Here is a 24878-nt window from a genome sequence, read left to right as displayed (position 1 = left end):
GTAGGAGAAGGGGATACTATGACTAATGTGGGATTATTATTTGTCGGTGCAGTTCTATTCATGAATGCACTAGCAGCTTTTAAACTCATTGATAGCAAAAGTGTAGGGTACTTCAATTTATTTGTAGGGGCATTACAAACTTTGACACCACTATATTTATTATTTACAGGAAGTCAATCTAATGAGTGGACTATCCTATCTAATGGAACTATTTTTTTATTTGGTTTTACTTATTTATATGTTGGCCTTACGAATATATTAGAACTTGATTCTTCAGGTGTAGGTTACTATTCTCTTTGGGTTGCTATTATTGCAACGGTTATGGGAATAGCGAATCAATTACATGAGAGTGGAAGTCTACAAAGTACAATAATTTGGTTCTTTTGGGCGTTCCTTTGGTTTTTATTTTTCCTGCAAGATGGGTTGAAAAAGAAGATTCATATTTATGTAGGGATTGTTTGCTTCGTTGAATCTTGGATTACTGCAACGATACCAGCCCTGTTAACACTTACAAATCATACAGGCATGTTAAATGATTTTGTAATTATTTTAGTGACTATTATAACGATTGTAGTTTTTATTATGGCACTTTTCTTTTTCAAGAGTATTCAATCTAAAGTAGAAAGGGTTAGTAACTATGTGGAAAAGTGAACTGAAAAAAGCAACTAATTTTTTTGTTATTATTATATTTCTTCATGTGCTTGGAATTCTCTTATTATTACCTGCACTGTATAAAGGCAATAGCATAATTGGAATGGCTATTATTGCATATTCTTTAGGATTGCGTCATGCGTTTGATAGTGATCATATTGTCGCAATTGATAATACTGTTCGGAAATTAATTGAAAAAGGTAAAAACTCACAGGGGGTGGGGTTTTACTTCTCATTAGGACACTCTACTGTAGTATTTGTGATGATCGTATTAATTGCTTTAATTGGAAAAACAGCAAAACATGGAATGGAGAGTTTTTCTACTATAGGCGGTATTATCGGCACAATTGTTTCTAGTACATTTCTTATTATTATTGGGCTTACCAATCTGTTGTACCTTATTAAAGTGTTACGAAGCCAAGAGGATAAGCAACCAGAAAACTTAGGATTTATATATCGTTTCACGCAGCGCTTATTTAGGTTTATTGATAGTCAAAAGCAATTGTATATGATCGGTTTTTTATTTGGGCTTGGTTTTGATACAGCAAGTGAAATCGGATTAATTGCTCTTTCTACAGTAACTGCAACAAGTCAATCTATCCCGCTTGTAAGTATATTTGCTTTTCCCATTTTGTTTGCTGCAGGAATGTCGTTGATGGATACATTAGATAGTACATTCATGAATACGAATTATAAGTGGGCAATGGAAAATAGTCGAATTAGAAATTCATATAACGTATTAATTACCTCAATATCTGTTATAACGGCTTTTTTAATAGGGGGTTATCAACTATTATCTTTACTTATTGAAAGCTATAATTTACAGGGACCGTTTTGGAATCTCATTCAGGTAGTTAATTTTGATTATTTGGGTATATGTCTTGTTGTATTCTTTATTATTTCTCTTATTGTTTTTGCTGTATGGAATAGAAATGCATTTAAAGAACCACTTACAAAGAGTATAGAGAAATAAAAATATACCGTATGATATTTGGTTAATTATGTATATAAGCTGAACTAAAAAACACGTCAGATGAAAATGCATCTAACGTGTTTTTTATTATTTATGTTCTTTATATTCATGTACTTTTTCTTTTACATTACCGACAGTATCTTTAGCAGTGCCTTTCACCTTATCCCATTTTCCCTCGGCTTGTAATTTTTTATTGTCAGTTACTTTCCCGACAACTTCCTTTACTTCACCCTTTACCTTATCAATGGCACCTTCTACTTTTTCTTTTAAACCATGATCATGTTTAGTCATACATTTCTCCTCCTTGTAGTTTGAGTAGAATTCTCTTTTCATATTGCAAGTTGAATGATGTATCTAGTAATAGCGTAACAAATTTAGTTTGAATATTCAAATGAGTAACAGGATAGAAAGGTAATTGTCATAAAATGTATACATTCGTAATGGAAAGAAAAAGAAAGTTAATTATATGTCTTTCGCAGTCCATATTGATTTTGTATAAGCAATTTTCATATGGGCACGTTCCATATTATTTTGACTGCCGCTACCGAATCTTGCTTGTCCAACTATTAAATTACAATTGGATTCAAGAGCGGTCTCAATTCGTTTTTGAATTAATACGGTATGACACCCTTTACGTTGAAATTCTGGCAAAGTAGCAGAAGCAGCTAATGAAGCAACACCTTTATTTATATAAAGTACCCCTATACTAGCAGGAGTGTTTTGAACTTCGACTATGAAAAAATGCCATCCTGGTTTATTGTAAAGAATTTCATTATTTTGATGAACACCATTTTTTGTAAAGGACGGCATATTAAATCCACGTATATAAATATCTGCAAAAGTATGAAACTCATTTTCTTTCAGTTTGCGTACTGAAATGTTAGAAGGGGGAAGCGGAAAATCTTGTCCCGGTATGCTATATAAAGTGGTATGGAAGCTCGATTGGTAAAAGCCTTGTTGAGATAAGTATTGAAATAGTTCAGTTGTACCTTGAGCCGGTGTAATTTCAAAACGGCAAGGGATTTGTAGTGATTGATAATAAGCGATGATTTCATCTATCTCATCTGTATTTGTAAATGTAATGCCTTTTACCGTATTAAAAGCAGGACCAGCAATTATTTTTGATGAAAAGGCAGTGGCACTCCCGAACTTTTTCATTTGTACTTGCATTGGATTTCCGCTTATTTCTTGTAGTGCCTCTAATCTAGAAGAAAGCATATGTATTTCTGCGTTCTCGATTTCTTGTGCTGTATTGACTGTCATAATTGTACTCATACGATTCCTCCGTCAATAAATATATTTCATAGTACATATACGATGTTTGTTCTGAGATTCCTGTTGAAATGTAAGAGAATAAGAAGAATTTTGGAAGGGAAATGGAAGCGAACTGTCGAAGGGAGTGGAAACAGATTAAAGGTGGTGCTCTCATGAAACAGAAAGACGTGCAGACATGCTCTCATTGCGGTTCTCAAAACATAGGAGAAGGTGAGTTTATCGGTTATGCACAAATACGGAAAAAGGAAACGATGTTCACATCTTCACCAGTGGATGCTTATATTTGTACAGATTGCGGGAATATCCTTTCATTAAAGGTACGGAATTATGAAAGGTTTAAGCAGAAGCCGCTATGATTGTTGAGAAGTGGTCATATCCAGCGTTGTATACGAAACGTCTTATATTAAGGGGAATTAATATGAGTGATATTTTACATATATATGAGTATGCCTCAGATAAAGAAATGTCAACGTATACAGTATGGGATGCTCATCAATCGTTACATGACACACAAAAATATATAGAAGAAATTGTGAGTCAATATGAGAAAGAAAAAGTAGCTCCCCTTGGAATTGTATTAAGAGAGGAACAAAAACTCATAGGGACTTGTGGATTTATAAAATATGATGTAACTGAACATAAAGCGGAAATTGCATACGCCTTATCACGAAAATATTGGGGTAGAGGATTAGCTACCGAGGCGGCTTCAGCTTTTTCTAGCTATGGTTTTAATGAGTTACGTCTTAATAGTATTGAAGCAGGATGTAATTCAGAAAATGAAGCATCTGAAAAATTAATGAAACGTTTGAATATGGAATACGATTGTACAATTCAAAAGGATCTGTTCATTAAAGGTAAGTATCGTGATACGAAGAGGTATTGTATATCTAGGAAAAGATATATGAATCAATGAAATATTTTATATTGAAAACTCCTTTAATTGAATAAGGGGGTTTTTGTTTTATGTATAACAATAATTACCTTTAATTGTTATAATTGGTTATTGAGGAATATTGTTTTTCTTAATACCACAATCATAGAAGAAAACTAGCTAAATCGTATAGAAACCGCTATATAACACAATCGCAACCGTAAGTTGACAAAGTGCAACCGCAGGAAGATAGAGATAGGGGCAATGTTTGCATACAATTTAGTTAAGAAAACAAAGGGGGACACACATATGGGATTTGGTGAAAAGCTTTTTAAATTAAGAAAGGAAAAGGGCCTTTCTCAAGAAGCATTAGCTGAGAAATTAAACACAACAAGGCAAGCAGTTAGTAAATGGGAAAACGGTCAAGGATTTCCTGAAACTGAAAAGTTAATAATGATTGGAAATGTATTTGAAGTATCTCTTGATTACTTATTAAAAGAAACTGCTGAACAAATTAATGAAACTGAACATGGTTATTATGTAAGTACGGAAATGGCAGAAGGGTATATAGTGTACGGACAAAAGATTTCAAAATATATCGCGTTAGGGTTTAGTTTGCTTATTTTATCTACAATACCGTATTTATTATTCAAAGAAGATGTAACAATGTCGACATTTCTTGTCATTATTATTGCTGTCCTTGGAATTGGAGCAATGATGGTACCTGCAACGATAGAAGAGAGTCGATACAATGTATTAAAAAAAGAAGAATTACTATTTGATCAAAACTTTTTAAAAGAATTGACAAAAAGATATGAAGTAATTAAGAAGAGGTATGCTGCAGTGATGATTGTTGGATTTTGTTTTATTGCAGCAGGAGCGATACCATTTTTATTTGAGAAAAAGCATATCACTTCAGGCGAATTAGTGCAGTATTATCCGTACTGTGTTGTACTTATTGCTATTGGAGTCTATCTTTTTGTTCGTGTTGTAGGAGTGTGGGAGATGTATCGGATTTTAGTAGAAAATAAAGAATATAGTAATCGTGTCATTTTTAAATTAAAAAAGAAAGTAAGAAAAAAGGTAGATAGTTTTTAAATAGGAGAGAACCATGTTTTGTATCGTATGTATTCAAAACATGGTTTTTATTTATTAGAATTATTTCCAAAGAAATAATTCAGAAAATACAGAAAAATATCGTAATTTTTTGTAGAAGTCTGTTATAATATACAGAAATGAAAACGCTTTAAAGGGAGGATGTAAACAATATGATGATGAATGTACCTCTAACAATTAGTTCTATGATGGAAAGGGCAGAAAAACTATTCCCGAAGAAAGAAATCATTTCACGGACGCATGATACAGTTACGACCTTAACGTATAAGCAGCTAGGGGAAAGGACAAGAAGACTTTCCAGTGCGTTAACAAAGCTTGGGATTAAAGAAGGCGAGCGCATAGGAACGTTAGCGTGGAATCATCATCGACATGTAGAAGCATATTTTGCTATTCCAGGTATTGCTTCCGTTTTACACACAATTAATATTCGTTTATCTCCTCAACATATTTCATACATTATTCAGCACGCAGAAGATCGCATTTTACTCATTGATGAAGATCTCGTACCACTTGTTGAAAATATTCAATCGCAATTATCAACTGTACAAGCCTACATTATTATGACTGATAAAGACGAACTTCCCAAAACTACACTGGAGCCTGTATATCATTATGAAAAGCTATTAGAAGAAGGCGATCCCAATTTCCAATTTGTAAAAGATATTGATGAAAATACACCTGCTGGTATGTGTTATACGTCAGCGACTACAGGGAATCCAAAAGGCGTTGTTTATACGCATCGTAGTACGGTTTTGCATTGTATGGCACTCGGTTTAGCCGATACAGCTGCTTTATCGGAAAGTGATGCGGCTATGGCAATTGTACCAATGTTCCATGTGAATGCTTGGGGGCTTCCTTTTGCAGCTACTTGGTTTGGAACTAAACAAGTTCTGCCAGGACCAATGTTTACTCCGAAAATTTTATTAGAGATGATTCAAGCTGAAAAAGTAACGATAGCAGCAGGTGTGCCGACAATTTGGCTCGGTGTATTACAAGAGTTAGAAAATAATAGTTACGATTTATCTAGTATAACGAGAATATTATGCGGTGGTGCTGCTGCACCGAAAAGCGTTATTAAAGCATTTGAGCAAAAATATAATGTTCCTTTCGTACATGCATATGGTATGACTGAAACAAGCCCGCTCGTAACACTTGCACGTTTAAAAAGTTATGAAACAGAATTATCATATGAAGAGCAATTAGAAATCCGCTCAAAACAAGGATATCTTGTCCCTGGTGTAGAGATGAAAGTAGTCGGTACAAACGGTGAAGTGAAGTGGGATGGTACTGAGATGGGAGAGTTATGCTTACGAGCACCTTGGATCGCTGAAAGCTATTATAACGATGATCGTACTGTCGAAGGATTCCGAGACGGTTGGTTATATACTGGTGATGTTGTTACAGTTGATGAGGAAGGCTGCGTGAAAATTGTTGATCGTACGAAAGATGTTATTAAAAGCGGAGGAGAATGGATTTCTTCAGTGGATCTTGAAAATGCTTTAATGGCACATGATGCTATATTTGAAGCGGCTGTCGTTGCAATTCCTCATCCGCAGTGGCAAGAACGCCCAGTTGCCTGCGTTGTTCAAAAGAAAAATAGTACGGTTACAAAAGAAGAAATATATGAGTTTTTAAAACCGCAGTTTGCGAAGTGGTGGTTACCAGATGATATTGTATTTATGGAAGAAATACCGAAAACATCTGTTGGGAAGTTTTTAAAACAGGCACTTCGAAAAGAACTTGAGCATTTGCATAAAGAGAAATAACCGAACTTTTATTTGTAAACTTATTTTTAATTGTGGTTGACAAATGTCGAAGGGAAAGATAATATAACTCCTATAATATGTTATCTAAAATCTAATTTAAGTTTACAAATAGGAGAAGCAAATATGAATACAAAAAACTTAGTTTTCGTCGCTTTATTTAGTTCTATTATGGGAGTGTTAGGGTTAATACCTCCAATTGCTCTTGCTATTACACCAGTTCCAATTACATTACAATCACTCGGTGTTATGCTTGCTGGTGGGTTGTTAGGCTCACGTCTCGGTGCGTTAAGTCAGCTTATTTTCTTACTTATAGTTGGAGTTGGAGCACCATTACTTGCTGGTGGACGCGGGGGGCCAGGTGTATTTGTTGGACCAAGTGCAGGATATTTACTTGGTTATATCGTTGGAGCGTTTGTCATTGGATATTTAATTGAGCGTTTACGTGAAGTTTCTATTATAAAAGTACTATGCATTAATATAATTGGTGGTATTTTCGTAGTTTATGTATTTGGTATTATTGTCCAAGCTTTCGTAATGGATATTTCCGTATGGGAAACGATGAAAGTAAGTGTCGTATTTTTACCAGGTGATTGCATAAAAGCGATTATAGCAGCGATTCTTGTGACAAGATTACATCGCTCATTGAAACATATTATTACGCCTGCTTTGAAGAATAAAAAAATTACAAATGCAGGGTAAGAAAAAGGAGAAACACGTTACTTGCGTGTTTCTTTTTATTATTTTGTAAAGAAAGGAAGTCTCATATGGGGATTACAAAAGAATATAAAAAGTATGCCTCTTTACAACCAAATAAAATAGCGATTAAAGAAAACGATAGAGTATTAACATATAAAGAATGGTTTGAGTCAGTGTGTAAAGTAGCAAAATGGTTGAATGAAAAAGAATCGCAGAATAAAACGATAGCAATTTTATTAGAGAATAGTATGGAATTTTTACAACTATTTGCTGGTTCTGCTATGGCTGGATGGGTTTGTGTGCCGCTAGATATAAAATGGAAACGAGATGAACTTAAAGAAAGAATAGCGATTAGTAAACCAGATATTATTGTGGCGGAGCAGTATAGGCTTAGTGATATATCGTGCGAAGAAGGAAGGATTATTGAGATTGAAGAATGGAAAGAAATGATTGAGAACTATCTTCCTGCATATCATTCTGTAGAAAATGTACAAAACGCTCCTTTTTATATGGGATTTACATCAGGATCGACTGGAAAAGCAAAAGCGTTTTTACGTGCTCAACAGTCGTGGGTACATAGTTTTGATTGTAATGTACATGATTTTTATATGAAAAAGGAAGATTCTATTTTAATAGCTGGGACGCTTGTTCATTCTCTTTTCTTATACGGGGCAATAAGTGCATTGTTTTTAGGGCAAACGGTACACATAATGAGAAAGTTTGTACCAGTTCAAGTGCTATCTAGTATAAGGATAGAGAATATTTCTGTAATGTATACAGTTCCTACAATGCTTGAGTCTTTGTATAAAGAAAATAAAGTAATTGAAAGTGAAATGAAAATTATTTCGTCAGGAGCGAAATGGGAAGCTGAAGCAAAAGAGAAGATGAAGAATGTGTTTCCTTATGCAAAAAGATATGAGTTTTATGGTGCGTCTGAGCTAAGCTTTGTAACGGCATTGGTTGATGAAGAGAGTGAAAGAAAACCGAATTCAGTAGGGAAACCTTGTCATAATGTACAAGTTCGAATATGTAATGAAGCAGGAGGAGAAGTACAGACAGGTGAGATAGGAACTGTGTATGTGAAAAGTGATCAATTTTTTATGGGCTATGTATCGGATGGAGCTATAATCCCGCAATTGTCCGAAGGTGGCTGGATGACAGTGCAGGATGTGGGCTACCAAGATGAAGAAGGCTTTATATATATTGTTGGTAGAGAGAAGAATATGATTTTATTTGGAGGAATCAATATTTTCCCAGAAGAAATAGAAAGGGTATTACAGACACATCCAGCTGTTGAAAAAATAGTTGTGGTTGGTGTAGAAGATAGTTACTGGGGTGAAAAGCCTGTCGCTATCGTAAAAGGAAGTGCTACAAAGCAACAATTAAAGAGTTTTTGCCTACAACGATTATCATCTTTTAAAATACCGAAAGAATGGTACTTTGTTGATGAAATACCTTATACAAATAGCGGGAAAATAGCTCGCAATGCAGCAAAAAATATGATTGAAAACCGGGAGAAGATATATGAATAGAGCGGTTATTGTAGAAGCGAAAAGAACACCTATTGGTAAGAAAAATGGGATGTTGAAAGATTATGAAGTTCAGCAATTAGTAACGCCGCTTCTTACGTTTTTAAGTAAAGGAATTGAGAGAGAAATAGACGATGTCATATTAGGGAATGTTGTTGGACCGGGAGGTAATGTTGCAAGATTATCTGCTTTAGCGGCAGGACTTGGTTATCATATTCCTGGTGTAACGATTGATAGGCAATGCGGCGCTGGATTGGAAGCGATTCGCATCGCATGTCATTTCATTCAAGGCGGCGCAGGTAATTATTATATTGCAGGAGGAGTAGAGAGTACAAGTACATCACCCATTCAAAATAGAGCGCGATTTTCACCAGAAACAATTGGTGATCCTAATATGGGAGTGGCGGCTGAATATGTTGCAGAGCGCTATAATATAACACGAGAAATGCAAGACGAATACGCTTGTCTTAGTTATAAAAGGACACTGCAAGCATTAGAAAAAGGATATATAGAAGAAGAGATATTACCTCATTATTTTAATGGATTATTAGATGAATCTATAAAGCGAGAAATGAATTATGAAAGAATGATTAAGAGAACGAAACCTGTATTTTTACAAAATGGAACGGTAACGGCAGGTAATTCGTGCGGTGTAAATGATGGAGCATGTGCTGTTCTTGTAATGGAAGAGGGGCAAGCCCGAAAATTAGGATACAAGCCTGTACTTCGTTTCGTTCGTAGTGCTGTAGTTGGCGTGGATCCCAATCTTCCAGGGACTGGTCCGATATTTGCGGTGAACAAATTATTAAACGAAATGAATATGAAAGTAGAGGACATCGATTATTTTGAAATAAATGAAGCATTTGCTTCAAAAATTGTTGCTTGTGCAAAGGAGTTACAAATTCCTTTTGAAAAATTAAATGTAAATGGTGGAGCAATTGCGCTCGGTCATCCGTACGGTGCATCTGGAGCTATGCTTGTGACACGTTTGTTTTATCAAGCACAAAGAGAGCATATGAAATATGGAATTACGACGTTAGGAATTGGTGGTGGAATAGGGCTTGCGCTATTATTTGAGAAAGTAGAAAACTAGCAAGATAACTAGTTTTCTATTTTTTCAGGAATATAGGCGTTGTTACCAGGTTTTGCTTTTATTTTGTTCCAAGCAGCGATAGCATCAGCTTTTGATTTTCCTTTGTTATTTGGATCTTCGAAAAAGTCGCGAGTAAAGCGATTGTATTCAAACTGTGTACCGATAGTTGTTTTATAGGATGGTTCTTTTTTACGTTCGTTTTCTTCGTACCAAAACGTTATCGCGTCTTCATATGTTTTTCCAATATTCTCTTTAAAAAACTTTTGAAGAGCTACTGTAAAGCGAAAGTTTGCTCCAATTTTTTCTTTGAAAAAAGCACGCACATCTTCACTACAGCGGTGATTTTCAGTAATAATTGTTTGAAGAGAAAGATCTTTATAAGAGAGGGAAGCTTTACTCACTTTTTGATGAGAACTGTTTTTTAATACTTTACCCGTAGTTAAATAATGTGAGATACGCCCGCTTATTTCAATCTTAGAGCCACTAGCTGGTAAATCATGCTCACGACAAAATGTTTGCAGTTCTGTTTTTAACCAATAATAGTTTTGGAAATCTTCAAGAGATATAGACTTTGTTAAAGGTGGGCGCATGCATATAACAACTTCTTTCTTCCATAATTTTCTTTAATTATAAAACATACGTTCTTTTTGTGGAAGGATTAATTTATAAATTTAATGGGAAGAGGAGATTACATATGGAAAATGTAATGCAAGTTCGTGTTACTGGAATTTTAATTGAAGATGAAAAAGTATTGTTAGTAAAACAAAGAGTCGCTAATCGGAATTGGTCTTTACCTGGAGGAAGAGTAGAGAATGGTGAAACGTTAGAAGAAGCGATGATTCGAGAAATGAGAGAAGAAACCGGATTAGAAGTTAAGATTAAGAGACTACTCTATGTTTGTGATAAACCAGATGCTATCCCATCTTTATTGCATATTACATTTCTGCTTGAAAGGATTGCAGGTGAAATCAAGCTTCCGTCTAATGAATTTGATCTTAATCCAATTCATGATGTACAAATGGTAGCGATAGAAGAATTGAGTAGATATGGTTTTTCTGAGAAGTTTATTAAACTTGCATCTGAAAAGTTCTTGAACGCAGGAAGTTATCAAGGGTTAAAACAAAATATTGGTTTGTAAACATAAGAGGAGGCTGTTATTTTAGAACAGCCTCCTCTTACTCTATAAGTTGTGTTTATTGTCGTATTTTGTTGGAAAATCGATATTTCTTATAGAATCGTTCATATAATTTCATTTACTGTACTACTGTGCATGAAGCAGAAAAGAGAAGTGGATGTCACACAGTTCAATGACATCCACTTCATAAAATAATCTACACTGCTGACTGTAAAGAAGAAACAAGTTGATTTAAAAACTCATCCCCACTCATAATTGCTTTTCCACCGCCGCGAGCATTCTTTTTATTTCCGCCACCTTTTCCTTCAATAGAAGGGAGGGCATCTTTTAAAAGTGTATTCATATCGAGTGTCACTGCTTTACCACAAGCGAGAATACATTGTAATTTGTCCTCATTTTCAATAACGAAATATGTAATTGCGTGTTCTTGTTGTTCCGTAATAATAGCAGACAGTTTTGCAATTTCTTGCATAGGGCGGTTTGTAAATACTTTAGAAATAAGTATTCCACCGTGTATTTCTAAAGGCTGTTGCAGTAGTTCATTTGCTTCTACAAATAATAGTTTTTCATTCATTGCTTGTACTGCCTTTTCGTTTTCTTTTTGAGAGGTAAGAAGTTGTGCTACTTTTACTGGAATATCAGTTTCGCTACTGTTCAATTGCTTAGAAACATCTGTTAATATTTGTTGATGTTGTCCCATTAATTTAAGAGAACGCCAACCAGCAATAAATGTTAAGCGTATACCACCTTTATTGCGCTCCCATCCTAGTACTTGAATAGGGCCTACTTCACCAGTGTGTTTCGGATGCGTTCCGCCACAGCCGTTGTAATCATAATTTGCGATAATAACAACGCGTATATCTTCTGTCATAGTTGGTTCTTTGCGAAGGGGTAATGCTTTGGCCTCTTCTAAGTTCATCCATTTAATACGAATAGGGTGGTTTTCAAAAACAATTTGATTAGCAATTTGTGCGGCCTTCTCAACAGTTTCTGTAGAAAGATTGGCAGTTTCTAAATCAATGGTTATAGTTTCTTTTCCAAGATGGAACCCGATCGTCGGTATGTTAAAGTGATCCCAAAAAGCAGCGGATAAAATGTGCTGAGCTGTATGTTGTTGCATATGGTCAAAACGACGTTGCCAATCTATTTTACCCTCTACTTCTTCCGTATGTAATTGTTCTACTATGAAATGGAGAATTTCTCCATCTACTTCTTCAACGTTACTTACCGGAACACCATTTAAAGTTCCAGTGTCATGTGGTTGTCCGCCGCCTGTTGGATAAAATGCAGTTTCATTTAAGACAACATATAAGTTTCCTTCTGTATCATGCTCTTGTTTTATAACTTTAGTAGTAAAGTCTTTCTTATAAGCGTCGATGTAATATAATTTTTTCTCCAATTTTCTTTCCCCTTTCGTGTTAGCTAGTTTCATTGTAAAGCAATTGAAATTAGTTTCCTAATATTTCAGAAGAAAGAAACTTTTTTTAGAATTTTCTTGCTATAATAAGAAGAAAATGCGGGGGGGAATGAAAATGCCATATGAAAACGGCGTAGATAAGTTGCTTAGTTTAAGCAGAAATATTTCCGAATTATATCGAGAATTAAATGAGATGACCCGGATTTTAACGGATTGTAATCGAGAAAGTGTGAAATTTGATCGGTTATATGTAAAGGAGTTACTTTGGAAAAAAGAAGATGTCATAGAGAAGTATGAACAATTACTCGTCCAGCTTTGTATTAATGAATGCTTTGATTTAAAAAGTGTAATTACTGGCGAATATAAGTATACATATGAAGAAGTAGAAAGCATTGTTTTAGAATTTAATGAAAAGTATAATGTAGCTATTTTAATTAAAGATGTTTGTAAAGAACTACAGTTTACATACGGAATTGATATGGAAATAACGAGAACAGCTCGGGTATAAACATCTCAAGTGTAGAAAAAGGAAAAAGAAAGCAGATCCTTTGCTTTCTTTTTTTATGTAAGAAAAGGGAGAGTAGGTTTAAAGATGAAGGGGAAGTTACAAAATATTCATCCACTTGGAATGAGTATCATTATAGGGACATTATTTGCTAGGTTTGCAACTTCAATGAGCATTCCTTTTTTAGCGATTTATTTAACGACTGTTAAAGACGTATCGGCTGGAATGACCGGTGCTATCATTGGAACGAGTGCGCTTGTTGGAGTGTTTGCTAGTTTTATTGGAGGCAATTTATCGGATCGATTTGGTCGAAAGATGATTATAATATGGTCCATGATTGTTTGGGTGTTTGTATTTATAGGATTTTCAGTTGCAGATCATGTTTTGAGTTTCTTTCTATTAAACGCTTTGAATGGATTATGTCGTTCTTTTTTTGAACCGACATCAAGAGCTTTATTATCAGATTTAACGAAACCAGAGTATCGTTTACTCGTATATAATTTGCGTTACGGTGCAATAAATGTTGGAGTAGCGATGGGTCCACTTGTTGGATTACAGATTGGAAGTGCAAAATCAACGATTCCTTTTTTAGTAGCCGCTGGAGTGTACATTTTATATACAGTTATATTAGCGTTTCAATTTAAGAAATATCCACTTGATAAAAAGAAAGTAACTACAGAAAATCCGGTCACAATGTTAAGTGCGGTTCGGATTTTGCGAAAAGATATAGTATTTTTAGTTGCTTTAGTCGGAATCATTTTGAGTAATAGTGGTTTTTCACATTTAACGACGACACTATCTCAATATTTTGCAAACGCACATATATTTCAAGATGGAGTAAAGTTGTTCTCATATATGCTAACTTTAAATGCGATTACAGTAGTAGTTATTCAATACCCTGTTATTCAAATGTGTAAAAAATATACGCCGTTAGCATCTATTATGGTTGGAACGTTATTTGTGAGCGGGGGATTGTTTGGATTTGGACTAGTAGAATCTATGTTAGGGGCTGCTATATGTACAATTATTTTTACATTCGGAGAAGTATTAATGTTTTCAATGACAGATGTATTTATTGATGAGATAGCTGTTTCACATTTGAAAGGGACATATTTTGGAGCTATGGGCTTTTCAGGAATTGGAGTAGTAATTGGTCCTTGGTTTGGCGGGATACTTCTCGATCATTATGGATATCAAAATGGCTTTATAGTATTTTTAACATTAGCTGTATTTTCAAGCATAGCGTTCCCAGTTCTTTTAGTGACAAAAGGTTTAATGAAAAAAAGATATATTAGAAATTCTAAAATAGAAATACATGCGAAATAACATGAGCCCGAGCAAACCAAAAGGTTGCTCGGGCTTATATTTATATCAATCGTTAATTCGAAAAAAGACTTTCTCTTCATGCTTATTGGCAACTTCGTTTTTGGAAATATGAATGGCTAAATATCCATTCTCTAAACAGGCTAGCATCTTGTTATAAATGATATTAGTAGGTAAAGGAACAATCCGCTGTAAAGAAGTGTTTTTATAAAGTATACAAATGTTTAGGCCTGTCTCCATCTTTTTAATGAGTACATTTTGTGCAGTTGCATTTGGTACATCTGTTTCCAAAATGTATTCTTGTTCTGTTTCACAAAGGTCAATATGAATTTGATTTGGAAAACTAAAGTTACTACAAGAATCAGAACAAAATTGATCCATCCATTCTTCGAAACCATCAACATGAAAAAGACAATCCTTCTTTTTCTTGCCCATGAAAGACACCCTCCGTAAAATCTCAATTCATACTATGTTATGCATGAATGAAATAGAGGTGAAGAACAAATAGAAAAATATAAACATTTTATGTGAAAGATACAGTGTGTGTGAATACTTTTGCTTTACATATCATGATGTGCATGGTTTTTTTGACGTGAATGATTACGATTTTTAACTTTGTGAGATCCACTTAAAGGTTCGGGCTGTCCAGAAGATTGCCCTTTTTTCTCGTTTTGACGATTAGATTGATTATTGTTTTTACCCATTGTATTTTACACCTCCTCTCCCTATTTAGAATGAGAGAAGTTTGCGAATTTATACGAGAATGTTTTTTGAGAAACGGGTAAAGATAAGTAGGACTAACTCATATAGGAAGGGGAAAGTGTTATGCCATATCATAAAGATAAGCAACAGGCTTTTCAGGCTGCGCAGCAAGGGGTTGTTCAAGCCGAAAATATATTCAATAATATTGTGAAAAATGACCCGAATTACGGCCATGATTTAAAAGAGTTACGCCAAGAAGTGCAAGAGGCGTACGAACAGATTCAAAATGCACTTGAAGTAGCATCAGAAACGCAGCGTCCACAACTTGAGCAATATGAAAGTAATCTCCAAAATATTATGCGAAATGTAGATCAAATAGAAAAGTGAAAAAGGTTGTTGTGAATTCAACAACCTCATTACTTTTAGTGCTACTATGCTGAAACGAAAAATTATTCTATCAATTTTTTCTTTAATTTGTGCAGTACATATATTTCAAGTGGACAAAGTGGAAGCTAAAATGTTGTTAAGAAAAGAGCTAGAGCCAACTGGCTATGTAACATGGGAAGTGCCAAATAATGAAAAAATTATCGCAATTACATTTGATGATGGACCGGACCCAACTTATACACCGCAAGTATTAGAGTTATTACGTCAATATAAAGCGGAAGCGACTTTTTTTATGATTGGCTTTCGAGTTCAGCGTAATCCGTACTTAGTAAAGCAAGTGTTGAAAGAAGGGCATGAAATCGGAAATCATACGATGAATCATTTGTATGCGAGTAATTCATCAGATGAAAAATTAGAACATGATATTTTAAATGGAAAGAAATATTTTGAAAAATGGGTGAAAGAACCTTTATTGTTCCGTCCACCAGGTGGATATATTAATGATGCTGTATTTACTACGGCAAAAAGAGCTGGGTATCAAATTGTTCTATGGTCATGGCATCAAGACCCTCGTGATTGGGCGAATCCAGGTACAGAATCCATAGTAAATCATGTTGTGAAAAATGCTAAAAGTGGAGATATTGTACTGTTGCACGATGGAGGAAGTGATCGTAGTCAAACAGTGGCGGCATTAGCAAAAATTTTACCTGAGCTGAAAAAGCAGGGTTATCGATTTGTAACAGTTTCGGAGTTGTTACGTTATAAACATTAGAGAAAATCCCAAAAGGTATACCTTTTGGGATTTTTCGTTACTGATTCTTTTTTCGTTTTTTATTATTTTGTCGCTCTGCCGGAGTTAAAGGTTCATTTGCGAATTCTTCATTATAGCCAGTTCCTTGCCCTTGGGTGGATGCAGCATTCATTCCTGAAATAATATGATTGGCTTTTCTTTTACCCATTTTTCTCACCTCTATAATGTTTTTTATAGACGAACCATGAGTCGTTCATAGCATATATGAACGTAAAGTAAAACGCTGAAAGAGTGCTTTACTTTATAGTAATAGTATTAATAAAGAGCATGGACACTATTCAAATTTAGAAAGATAAAGAAAACTTATGATAATCCATAAGTTTCTTATTATTTACTTATTTAGAAAGTTGTAATAAGATATTATCGTAAGGTATTGAAAAGTTTGTCTACATTTTATATTCAGACAAATTAGTCACGTTTAACAGGGGGGAAACATAATGGTCAAACATAATCCATTTCAATCACGTGCAACTTTTGAACTAGATGGAAAGACGTATCATTATTATCAATTGAAAGCGCTTGAAAACGCAGGGGTTGGCAACGTATCTCAATTACCATATTCCGTGAAAGTTTTACTTGAATCTGTACTTCGTCAAGTAGACGGACGCGTAATTACAGAAGAACATGTTACAAATTTAGCGAAATGGGGAACGAAAGATGTTCAAGATATCGATGTTCCGTTTAAACCATCTCGCGTAATCTTACAAGACTTCACAGGTGTTCCAGCTGTTGTAGATTTGGCTTCGCTTCGTAAAGCAATGGCAGATATGGGCGGAGATCCTGATAAAATTAATCCGGAAATTACTGTAGACCTTGTAATTGACCACTCTGTACAGGTTGATAGAGCGGGTACAGCGGACTCGCTTGCATTCAACATGGACTTAGAGTTTAAACGTAATGAAGAACGTTATAAATTTTTAAGCTGGGCACAGAAATCATTTGATAACTACCGTGCAGTTCCACCAGCAACAGGTATTGTACACCAAGTAAATCTTGAATATTTAGCACCGGTTGTTCATGCGGTGAAAAATGCTGAAGGTGACTTAGTTGCATACCCAGATTCATTAGTTGGAACTGACTCACATACAACAATGATTAATGGTATTGGTGTTCTTGGATGGGGCGTTGGTGGTATTGAAGCAGAGGCAGGAATGCTTGGACAGCCTTCATATTTCCCAGTACCTGAAGTAATCGGTGTGAAATTAACTGGTACACTTCCAAGTGGTACAACAGCAACTGATGTTGCATTAAAAGTAACACAAGTGTTACGTCAAAAAGGTGTAGTTGGTAAATTTGTTGAGTTCTTCGGTAGTGGACTAAAGAGTATGCCTTTAGCTGACCGTGCAACAATTTCAAATATGGCACCAGAATACGGTGCAACTTGTGGATTCTTCCCAATCGACGATATTTCATTAGAATACTTACGTTTAACAGGTAGAGATGAAGAGCAAATTCGCATTGTTGAAGAATATTGTAAAGCAAACGGTTTATTCTATACAGCAGATAGTAAAGATCCAATCTATACTGATCTTGTTGAAATTGATTTAAATACAATCGAATCTAACCTTTCTGGACCGAAACGTCCGCAAGATTTAATCCCGCTTTCAAATATGAAAGAGGAGTTCCATAAAGCTGTTGTAGCACCAGTTGGAACACAAGGACTTGGATTCAATGAGCAAGAGTTTGATAAAGAAGTGAAAGTTACATTGAAAGATCAAGAAGTAACGATGAAAACAGGTGGAATTGCAATCGCTGCAATTACAAGCTGTACAAATACGTCAAATCCGTACGTGTTAATTGGAGCAGGGTTAGTTGCGAAGAAAGCAATTGAAAAAGGACTTAAAGTACCTGGTTACGTAAAAACATCGTTAGCACCAGGATCTAAAGTTGTTACAGAGTACTTAGATAAGTCTGGTTTAACAACGTATTTAGATCAATTAGGTTTCCAAACAGTTGGTTACGGCTGTACGACTTGTATCGGTAACTCTGGTCCATTAGCAGAGGAATTAGAAGAAGCAATCGCAGCAAATGATTTATTAGTAACATCTGTTTTATCTGGTAACCGTAACTTTGAAGGGCGTATTCATCCACTTGTAAAAGCAAACTACTTAGCATCACCACCACTTGTTGTGGCATATGCACTTGCAGGTACTGTTGATATTGACCTAAAAAATGATGAAATCGGTAAAGATGTAAATGGTAATGCTGTTTACTTTAATGATATTTGGCCAGCAGCTAAAGAAATTGAAGATGTAGTTCAAAGTGTTGTTACATCTGAATTGTTCAAAAAAGAATATGCGCAAGTATTTAACAGCAATGAGCGCTGGAATGAAATCCAAACTTCAAATGAAGCTTTATATACTTGGGATAATGATTCAACATACATTCAAAACCCACCGTTCTTCGAAGGATTATCTAAAGAGCCGGGTGAAGTTGAAACGTTATCAGGTTTACGCATAGTTGGTAAATTTGGTGATTCTGTAACAACAGACCACATTTCACCAGCAGGTTCAATTGGTAAGCACACGCCAGCTGGACGTTATTTACTAGAAAACGGCGTACAACCAGTCGACTTTAACTCTTACGGTTCTCGTCGTGGTAACCATGAAGTTATGATGCGTGGTACATTTGCAAACATCCGTATTAAAAACCAAATCGCACCAGGAACAGAAGGCGGATATACAACATATTGGCCAACTGGTGAAGTAACATCTATCTATGATGCTGCTATGAAGTATAAAGAAGATGGCACAGGCCTTCTAGTTATTGCTGGTAAAGACTACGGTATGGGAAGTTCTCGTGACTGGGCTGCGAAAGGTACAAACTTATTAGGTATTAAAGCAGTAATCGCAGAAAGCTTCGAGCGTATTCACCGCAGTAACTTAGTGTTAATGGGCGTATTACCATTACAATTTAAAGATGGCGACAGTGCTGAAACATTAGGTCTTGTTGGTGACGAGTCATTTGAAATTCAAATTGACAAAACGGTTAGACCACGCGATCTTGTAAAAGTAGTTGCAATCGATGCAGAAGGAAAAGAGAAGCAATTTGAAGTAGTAGCTCGTTTCGATAGTGAAGTTGAAATTGACTACTACCGTCACGGTGGTATCTTGCAAATGGTTCTTCGTTCGAAAATCGAAGAGTCTAAAGTGTCAAACTAAATAATTGAAATGAATGATAAGGAAGCTAACATTTGTTAGCTTCCTTGCTTTATGTACAGAGGGAAAGGGATGAAACCATTTGGTTTCATCCCTTTCCTTTTATTATGCAAAATTGGGGGAATGACAATGAATGAGTATAGAAGAATAATGTTGCCGCTGTTGCAAGAAAAGCTATTGCTAATTAGTGCGATTTGTAGCGGAATAGTAGCTGCCATTTTAAATTTATCCCGTCCGCTATTTATGGGGGTAATTGTAGATAACATTATTCAGCGGAAGTTAAAAGGTACGTATGTATATATTGCTTTGTTTGCGGGGAGTCGCTTTTTGATGTGGGTGAACAATCTGTTATTTGATTATGTAAGCTCAAAAGTAAGTCAGCGAATATTACGAGAGAAGCGTATAGATGTATTACGTCATTTTTTCTTATTACCGTTTGAAGAAAGTGAGAAGGTAAAACAAGGGGAGTTAGAAACATTAGTCGTTTCTGATATTCCGAATTGGGTAAGGTTATATGGATCTATATTAATAGAATACATCCACGCCATTGCACAATTTATTGGTGCGTTCATAGCTCTACAACAAATCGATGTACAGTTTATATGGTGGATAACCCCGTTTTTATTTTTAAGTGCAATTGTTCCAATGCTTATGGGGGAAAAGTAAGAAATATTGCAAGTATTGCTCAAAAAAATCAATCAAGTGTTGTAGAGATGATGTCACAGTTTGTAAAAGGTATACAAGATTTACGTAGTTTACAAAAAGAAAAATGGGCAATTCATTTGTTTAAAGGAGTGACGGCACAATCTTATAAAACAGAAGTAAGGAAGACGATGATACAACATTGTATTGGGATAGTTGGAACGGTAATAGAAACAGGAGCATATATAGTTGTTCTTATTATAGGAGCAAAAAAAATAATAAAAGGGGATATGGAAGTCGGTTCGCTTGTGGCGGTATTAGCTACAATTGAGATGTTATTTTTCCCAGTTCGTTATGCGAGTGATTTATTGATGATGACACAAGTTGCTATTGCTTCGACAAATCGAGTTTTTGGCTTTTTAGATATACCGGCTGAATACAGAAATGTAGAGAGAGCGATGGGAATGAGATTAACAAATGTTTCATTTCAAGAGAACGGTGAAGAGAGATGTAGAATTAAAAATATACATTTGCAAATTAATCCTGGCGAACTCGTTATTATTGTGGGGGAAAGTGGTGCAGGAAAAACGACGCTTTTAAAATTAATCATGGGTTTATATAAACCATCTAATGGTAGTATTGCTTATTACGGTAATAAAGCTCGTATGACTACTATATGGCAGGAACTTCGTTTTTTTCGAACGACAGTAAAAGAGAATATGTATTTTGGGGAAGGTGTCTTAGAAAAACAGTTAGAAAAAAATATTGAACTTGTAAATGCGAAGTCAATTATTAGGAGTTTATCTAAAGGGATTCAGACTGTACTACATAAAAGCGGTGAAGAGTTTTCGGGAGGAGCGAGAAAGCGTCTTGCGTTATTGCGAGCGATTGTATCAAATCCGAACCTCATTATTCTAGATGAACCGACTGCGGGATTAGATCTGAGCAATCAAGAAGTGGTTTGGAATATGCTTAAAGGGCTAGGGGGGAATGTAACGAGAATTGTGACGACACATGATGTTGAGAGGGCGATGATAGCGGATCGAGTTGTGGTCATGAAGAATGGAATTGTTGTGGAATGCGGGGATCCTAGAGAATTATTAACGTGTAAGTCATTGTTTAAAGAGATGCTAATAAAAAGATAAGAGCTATATAGCGCTCTTATCTTTTTATTAGCATCTCTTATTAAGTTGATACGTATAAGACTCAGTATCGTTAGTGCTAAACTCTTTGACTAGAGTAAGGTGATTTGTATCCGGATTATATTTGAAAATTTTGACCGTACGTTCGCTACTTAGTGATGGATTATATTCTTGAATAGCAAATGTATTTTCAGCAATCTGTGTCATATTACTGGTTGAAACGTTTTCTACCGCATCATGATTTGTAGAAATTTCAACAACTCTTTCACCGTTGAAAAATAAAAGAACGATTACTAAAACAACTAAACATATTCGTATATAGCGAAGTTCTTTACTTATAGGGTGTTCTCCCAAAATAATCATCCTTTCTGTAACTATTGTATAGTAGTGGTGGTAGTCATCGTGAAGAAACTAAGAATACCGAGACCAGCTAAAAGGATAAATGAGATTAAAGCGATATAGAGACAAATACGTCCAACTTGCTTTTTTTCGGGATCTTTACTGAAGAGCGAGATGATCCAAGTGATAATCCCGATTGGGGAAAATATAAAACTAAGAATATATAATAGTATTTTTTCAAATGAATTCATAAAAATCCCCCTTTTTGAAAGCTCTACATGTGCAGTTTTCTTCGTATTAGCGCTGCTGTTATGTAGGAAAGTACAGAATAAACAGCACTATAAACAATCCAAGCGTCTAAGTTTTGTAAAGCTAGGTGTATATCAAATCCCGAGACGATAATGAAAAATATAAGTGGAACAGTAAAAGAAATAATAATAGCAGCCCATTTGGATTTATATAGCAAGCCGCTAAAACAAATACATAGTAATGGCAAAGTGAAGAAAACAAAAGTAAAAGGGTTGATAAGTAATTGTAAAATACATATCACCTCGAAAGTTTTGTGTTTATTTCTAATTATATGGTCAACTACCCCCACTGAGATAAAGCGTTTCAGTGGGGGCTTGAGTTAGAACGCTAGGTCTTTTCGTCTATCGCTAGACAGTTGACGCTCTAGAATTCATGCCACCTTATGGTAACACCCCAAGTAAGTTTTTGGTTGGTACTAGAAACGAACAATCGTTTCCCCACTTGCACCACCCTTTCGAAAAAGAGCAGTTCTTCCTTATGGAAGAAGCCACCACTCAGATGAATCCGGCGTGTGCTACAAGTCCCGACAAGTCGAGTACACATGGATGGTTGACGCACCCACTAAGCTATGCGCGAAGCAACAGCCTTACGTGTTTGCACTTCTAATAGAATCGGCGTTTTCACTTTAAGGTTTTCATCCAATTCTACAACTTTTGATTTTTGCAATGTATTCAATGCACCATTAATATCAGCATGGATACATGTTCCTGCTTTACTTTGGTACAGACCACGAGTGATTCGTTTGCCACTAAAGTGATAATGCGTCCTATCCTCCTTAGACCAAACTGGAACCTTATCTTTATCAAGAAAACTAGCTTTTGAAGTATAACTTTCTTCTTGTTTTAAAAATCGGATGCCTTCTTTTATACATTTATTCTCAATCGCTGCAATCAGTTTATGAAACGGGATTTGAACAAATTTTTGATTATTCTTTTTTCTCATATCAGATTTTTGTTTCCAACCCGCGTTATACCCTACGACAACCGTATCTATGTTGCATGCTTTCACTTTTTTGAACAACAGGCCTACAGTTTGTGAAATGTAACCATTTATTTGTCGTTCTCGTTTATGCCAAAGTGCAGCCATTTGGTTCGTTACAACACGTTTTGAAAGTCCATTTTCCATATTTTTCAGTTGTAGATTACGTATCATTTTGTTGAAGTATTGGTTAATGGATTTAAGTTTTTTTCCATCAATTAAAAATGTATCACCTGTATTTGTCGCACAACTTACTAATCTGTCTACACCTAAATCGCAACTCAAAGCATTACTAGTAGTCGTGGATGGTTTCTTCATTTGAGAAACGTGCATCTCATATGTGTAATGCACCTCAAAGAACCGACCTTTTTGCTTCGGTACAATCTCAATGTAGGAGATTTTTTTATTTCTTACATTTTTAGGCATACGTATTTTAATGGAATCGAATTTTTTTCTGAATGCAACATTCATTGGAATCATCCAATACCCGTTATCATCCACCTTTGGAACTTGATAGATTTCAATAATTCGTTTGTCAGTTGAACGAGAATAATTCGGAAACTTAGGACGACCTGTGAAGGTTTCAGGTTTTTTCTTCCACTGTTCCAATGCTTTAAAAAAGCTTTTTACTTCTGTAAATAAGGCTCTACGAATCGCTTGAACAGAGTTTGATTGGACGCCCGAGTAGTTCATATCGGCTTGCATGGCAGTGTCCACTTCTTTTACAGTAGCCATCTTGTTATTATTCAGATAACTTTGTTTAATCGTGTACAATCCAACATTTCGCAACGCTTTTGAACTATGTGACATGCGTTGCAGTAAGCGGAATTCTTTAGCTGTAAGACAAGCTCGTCCGATATTCTGTTTCTGCGTGAATCGTTGCATGGTTTCTCTTTTCTTTTGTTTCCGTAATACTTTCACTGCTTTCTTTTTAACCATTGTTTTCACCACCTTTCGTAGAGAGTTCATTACTTTTGACAAATCAATATTTGAAACGGAACGGAACAAAATTTGAACATGGCCTTCATCGTAATTCCTTTTGCCTCAAGTAACCAAATGATTATTATTATCCAATTTCGTTGTCTTACGATATATTCCCTCCTTATCTAGGGGCAGATTATATCGTAAGACAAAAGAAACAAATATTCGCCCCGGGAAAATTGTTATGAACGAAACAAAAGCGTTCAACCTACCTTCTGACGGCAATTCATCTCCACCTGAATTGTTGGGTTTCACCCGTAACACAAATCAGATGGAGTCTTCTTGCCAAAAAGGATAAAAAGGGAAATACTTCATCTTAGTTAAAAAAATTCCGACTATTTCGACTGTGAATATTTCCAAGCTTGTCCGTATAAGCTAAAATAAGGTATATAGTATTTTGGTGATTATGTAATAAGAAGATAAACACGTAAGGGTGATATAATATGTGGCGGAAGCTTACCATTATTGTAGTGTTACTTTGTTTAGCAGGATATGCAGCTTATGAACAGTTTGGTAAAGAGGATCAAGTAATGCAAGAAAAGCCTGCCAAAAGTGAAGCTGCTATGAAAGAGATTTTCGCAAGGAACGGTATTGAAATTGGAAAGAGCGCACCAGATTTTGAATTAGCAAAGATAGATGGAACGAATGTAAAGTTATCCAATTTAAAAGGAAAGAAAGTTATTTTAAACTTTTGGGCAACGTGGTGTGGGCCTTGTCAGCAAGAAATGCCTGATATGGAGGCTTTTTATAAAGAACATAAAGAAAACGTAGAAATTTTAGCTATAAACTATACTCCTTCAGAAAAAGGAGGGGGAGAAGAAAAGGTAAGGAACTTCGCTAAAGAAAAAGGAATTACTTTTTCTATTTTATTGGACAAGAACATTGATGTGACAACAGCGTATAAAGTAATTACCATTCCAACTTCTTATTTTATTGATACAGAAGGTGTCATTCAAGATAAGTTCATTGGACCGATGACGCAAAAAGAGATGGAGAAACGGATTGCTAAATTAAAATAACGGTGAAAAGGTGGAGATGGAATATAATCATTTCTGCCTTTTCTTTTTCAAGTAGTGAAA

At 35.3% G+C, this 24878-nt stretch carries 26 protein-coding genes and 1 pseudogene; 17 read left to right on the top strand and 10 right to left on the bottom strand.

The annotated features are described in order from the left end of the window. The first annotated feature begins 18 nt into the window (after window positions 1-18). Together MR066_RS17700 and MR066_RS17695 are read left to right on the top strand one after the other, a co-directional pair. The gene (locus MR066_RS17700) at window positions 19-651 is read left to right on the top strand and encodes an AmiS/UreI family transporter (protein ID WP_242247998.1); all 633 of its coding nucleotides are present in this window, start codon (window positions 19-21) and stop codon (window positions 649-651) included. Then, window positions 638-1624 carry a HoxN/HupN/NixA family nickel/cobalt transporter gene (locus tag MR066_RS17695; protein ID WP_002128522.1) on the top strand — a complete coding sequence of 329 codons (987 nt, stop codon included), beginning with the start codon at window positions 638-640 and terminating at the stop codon, window positions 1622-1624. The genes MR066_RS17700 and MR066_RS17695 overlap by 14 nt, the downstream gene beginning before the upstream one ends. Before the next feature lie 87 nt (window positions 1625-1711). On the opposite strand, the gene MR066_RS17690 is transcribed toward MR066_RS17695, so the two are convergent. Together MR066_RS17690 and MR066_RS17685 are read right to left on the bottom strand one after the other, a co-directional pair. Beyond that, on the bottom strand, window positions 1712-1915 hold the full coding sequence (locus MR066_RS17690) for a CsbD family protein (RefSeq protein WP_000160408.1): 204 nt from the start codon (window positions 1913-1915) through the stop codon (window positions 1712-1714). Between the two features lie 171 nt (window positions 1916-2086). Then, window positions 2087-2899: a GNAT family N-acetyltransferase gene (locus MR066_RS17685; protein WP_242247997.1), complete on the bottom strand. Its 813-nt coding sequence runs from the start codon at window positions 2897-2899 to the stop codon at window positions 2087-2089. Window positions 2900-3051: 152 nt separating this feature from the next. Here MR066_RS17685 and MR066_RS17680 point away from each other — a divergent pair, with 152 nt between their 5' ends. From MR066_RS17680 to MR066_RS17650, 7 genes are all read left to right on the top strand, one after another. After that, window positions 3052-3255 carry a hypothetical protein gene (locus tag MR066_RS17680; protein ID WP_033708017.1) on the top strand — a complete coding sequence of 68 codons (204 nt, stop codon included), beginning with the start codon at window positions 3052-3054 and terminating at the stop codon, window positions 3253-3255. Further along, the gene (locus MR066_RS17675) at window positions 3252-3812 is read left to right on the top strand and encodes a GNAT family N-acetyltransferase (protein WP_201064805.1); all 561 of its coding nucleotides are present in this window, start codon (window positions 3252-3254) and stop codon (window positions 3810-3812) included. Before MR066_RS17680 ends, MR066_RS17675 begins: the two co-directional genes overlap by 4 nt. A 267-nt stretch (window positions 3813-4079) precedes the next feature. Then, entirely contained in the window at window positions 4080-4868 is a 789-nt protein-coding gene (locus MR066_RS17670; RefSeq protein WP_002165275.1) for a helix-turn-helix domain-containing protein, read from the top strand. Window positions 4869-5038: 170 nt separating this feature from the next. Continuing rightward, window positions 5039-6652, top strand: coding sequence for a long-chain fatty acid--CoA ligase (locus MR066_RS17665; RefSeq protein WP_219375458.1), 1614 nt, complete (start codon window positions 5039-5041; stop codon window positions 6650-6652). Between the two features lie 123 nt (window positions 6653-6775). Next, a complete protein-coding gene (locus MR066_RS17660) occupies window positions 6776-7351 on the top strand; it encodes a biotin transporter BioY (protein WP_002066624.1) in 576 nt (191 codons plus the stop codon). 65 nt (window positions 7352-7416) lie between these two features. Further along, window positions 7417-8880, top strand: coding sequence for an acyl-CoA synthetase (locus MR066_RS17655; RefSeq protein ID WP_242247996.1), 1464 nt, complete (start codon window positions 7417-7419; stop codon window positions 8878-8880). Then, complete coding sequence (locus tag MR066_RS17650) at window positions 8873-9970, top strand: acetyl-CoA C-acyltransferase (protein WP_242247995.1); 1098 nt, start codon at window positions 8873-8875, stop codon at window positions 9968-9970. The genes MR066_RS17655 and MR066_RS17650 overlap by 8 nt, the downstream gene beginning before the upstream one ends. A gap of 8 nt (window positions 9971-9978) precedes the next feature. On the opposite strand, the gene MR066_RS17645 is transcribed toward MR066_RS17650, so the two are convergent. Then, entirely contained in the window at window positions 9979-10560 is a 582-nt protein-coding gene (locus tag MR066_RS17645) for a DUF6434 domain-containing protein (RefSeq protein WP_002014269.1), read from the bottom strand. A gap of 104 nt (window positions 10561-10664) precedes the next feature. Between MR066_RS17645 and MR066_RS17640 the strand changes: the two genes are divergently transcribed. Beyond that, window positions 10665-11108 (top strand): NUDIX hydrolase, encoded by a 444-nt coding sequence (locus MR066_RS17640; RefSeq protein WP_002137718.1) that lies wholly within the window; start codon window positions 10665-10667, stop codon window positions 11106-11108. A 193-nt stretch (window positions 11109-11301) separates the two neighbouring features. Here the strand turns inward: MR066_RS17640 and MR066_RS17635 are convergent, their stop codons facing one another. Further along, a complete protein-coding gene (locus tag MR066_RS17635; protein ID WP_242247994.1) occupies window positions 11302-12504 on the bottom strand; it encodes an alanyl-tRNA editing protein in 1203 nt (400 codons plus the stop codon). A 133-nt stretch (window positions 12505-12637) separates the two neighbouring features. On the opposite strand from MR066_RS17635, the gene MR066_RS17630 reads away from it, so the two are divergent. Beyond that, window positions 12638-13030, top strand: a complete 393-nt coding sequence (locus MR066_RS17630; RefSeq protein WP_002137716.1) for a hypothetical protein — start codon at window positions 12638-12640, stop codon at window positions 13028-13030. 84 nt (window positions 13031-13114) lie between these two features. Continuing rightward, complete coding sequence (locus MR066_RS17625) at window positions 13115-14353, top strand: MDR family MFS transporter (RefSeq protein WP_242247993.1); 1239 nt, start codon at window positions 13115-13117, stop codon at window positions 14351-14353. A 45-nt stretch (window positions 14354-14398) separates the two neighbouring features. On the opposite strand, the gene MR066_RS17620 is transcribed toward MR066_RS17625, so the two are convergent. Next, complete coding sequence (locus MR066_RS17620) at window positions 14399-14785, bottom strand: Hsp20/alpha crystallin family protein (RefSeq protein WP_002033545.1); 387 nt, start codon at window positions 14783-14785, stop codon at window positions 14399-14401. A gap of 125 nt (window positions 14786-14910) precedes the next feature. Further along, entirely contained in the window at window positions 14911-15054 is a 144-nt protein-coding gene (locus MR066_RS17615) for a small acid-soluble spore protein P (RefSeq protein ID WP_002014281.1), read from the bottom strand. Window positions 15055-15175: 121 nt separating this feature from the next. On the opposite strand from MR066_RS17615, the gene MR066_RS17610 reads away from it, so the two are divergent. Together MR066_RS17610 and pdaB are read left to right on the top strand one after the other, a co-directional pair. Beyond that, window positions 15176-15439: a hypothetical protein gene (locus tag MR066_RS17610; protein ID WP_002014282.1), complete on the top strand. Its 264-nt coding sequence runs from the start codon at window positions 15176-15178 to the stop codon at window positions 15437-15439. Between the two features lie 46 nt (window positions 15440-15485). Further along, window positions 15486-16211, top strand: a complete 726-nt coding sequence (pdaB, locus tag MR066_RS17605; protein WP_080019777.1) for a polysaccharide deacetylase family sporulation protein PdaB — start codon at window positions 15486-15488, stop codon at window positions 16209-16211. 37 nt (window positions 16212-16248) lie between these two features. Here pdaB and sspO read toward each other — a convergent pair whose 3' ends face one another. Beyond that, complete coding sequence (gene sspO, locus MR066_RS17600; RefSeq protein ID WP_242247992.1) at window positions 16249-16398, bottom strand: small acid-soluble spore protein O; 150 nt, start codon at window positions 16396-16398, stop codon at window positions 16249-16251. Window positions 16399-16687: 289 nt separating this feature from the next. On the opposite strand from sspO, the gene acnA reads away from it, so the two are divergent. Both acnA and MR066_RS17590 read left to right on the top strand, forming a co-directional pair. After that, complete coding sequence (gene acnA, locus MR066_RS17595) at window positions 16688-19411, top strand: aconitate hydratase AcnA (RefSeq protein WP_061676017.1); 2724 nt, start codon at window positions 16688-16690, stop codon at window positions 19409-19411. A gap of 69 nt (window positions 19412-19480) precedes the next feature. Further along, window positions 19481-21195: pseudogene (locus MR066_RS17590) on the top strand (ABC transporter ATP-binding protein). 27 nt (window positions 21196-21222) lie between these two features. On the opposite strand, the gene MR066_RS17585 reads toward MR066_RS17590, so the two are convergent. The 3 genes from MR066_RS17585 to MR066_RS17575 all read right to left on the bottom strand — a co-directional run bounded on the left by MR066_RS17585 (window position 21223) and on the right by MR066_RS17575 (window position 23757). Then, on the bottom strand, window positions 21223-21555 hold the full coding sequence (locus MR066_RS17585; protein WP_242247990.1) for a YmzC family protein: 333 nt from the start codon (window positions 21553-21555) through the stop codon (window positions 21223-21225). An 11-nt stretch (window positions 21556-21566) separates the two neighbouring features. Beyond that, window positions 21567-21782 (bottom strand): hypothetical protein, encoded by a 216-nt coding sequence (locus tag MR066_RS17580; protein ID WP_242247988.1) that lies wholly within the window; start codon window positions 21780-21782, stop codon window positions 21567-21569. 619 nt (window positions 21783-22401) lie between these two features. Beyond that, on the bottom strand, window positions 22402-23757 hold the full coding sequence (locus tag MR066_RS17575; RefSeq protein WP_242247984.1) for an RNA-guided endonuclease TnpB family protein: 1356 nt from the start codon (window positions 23755-23757) through the stop codon (window positions 22402-22404). A gap of 485 nt (window positions 23758-24242) precedes the next feature. On the opposite strand from MR066_RS17575, the gene MR066_RS17570 reads away from it, so the two are divergent. Then, the gene (locus MR066_RS17570; protein ID WP_242247982.1) at window positions 24243-24818 is read left to right on the top strand and encodes a TlpA family protein disulfide reductase; all 576 of its coding nucleotides are present in this window, start codon (window positions 24243-24245) and stop codon (window positions 24816-24818) included. Window positions 24819-24878 lie beyond the last annotated feature (60 nt).

Origin of the sequence: Bacillus cereus group sp. BfR-BA-01523 (assembly GCF_022662615.1) — a bacterium.
In the GTDB taxonomy this organism is placed as follows: domain Bacteria; phylum Bacillota; class Bacilli; order Bacillales; family Bacillaceae_G; genus Bacillus_A; species Bacillus_A mycoides.
Note: the sequence above shows the minus strand (reverse complement) of the source record. Positions and strands in the feature narration are given on the sequence as shown.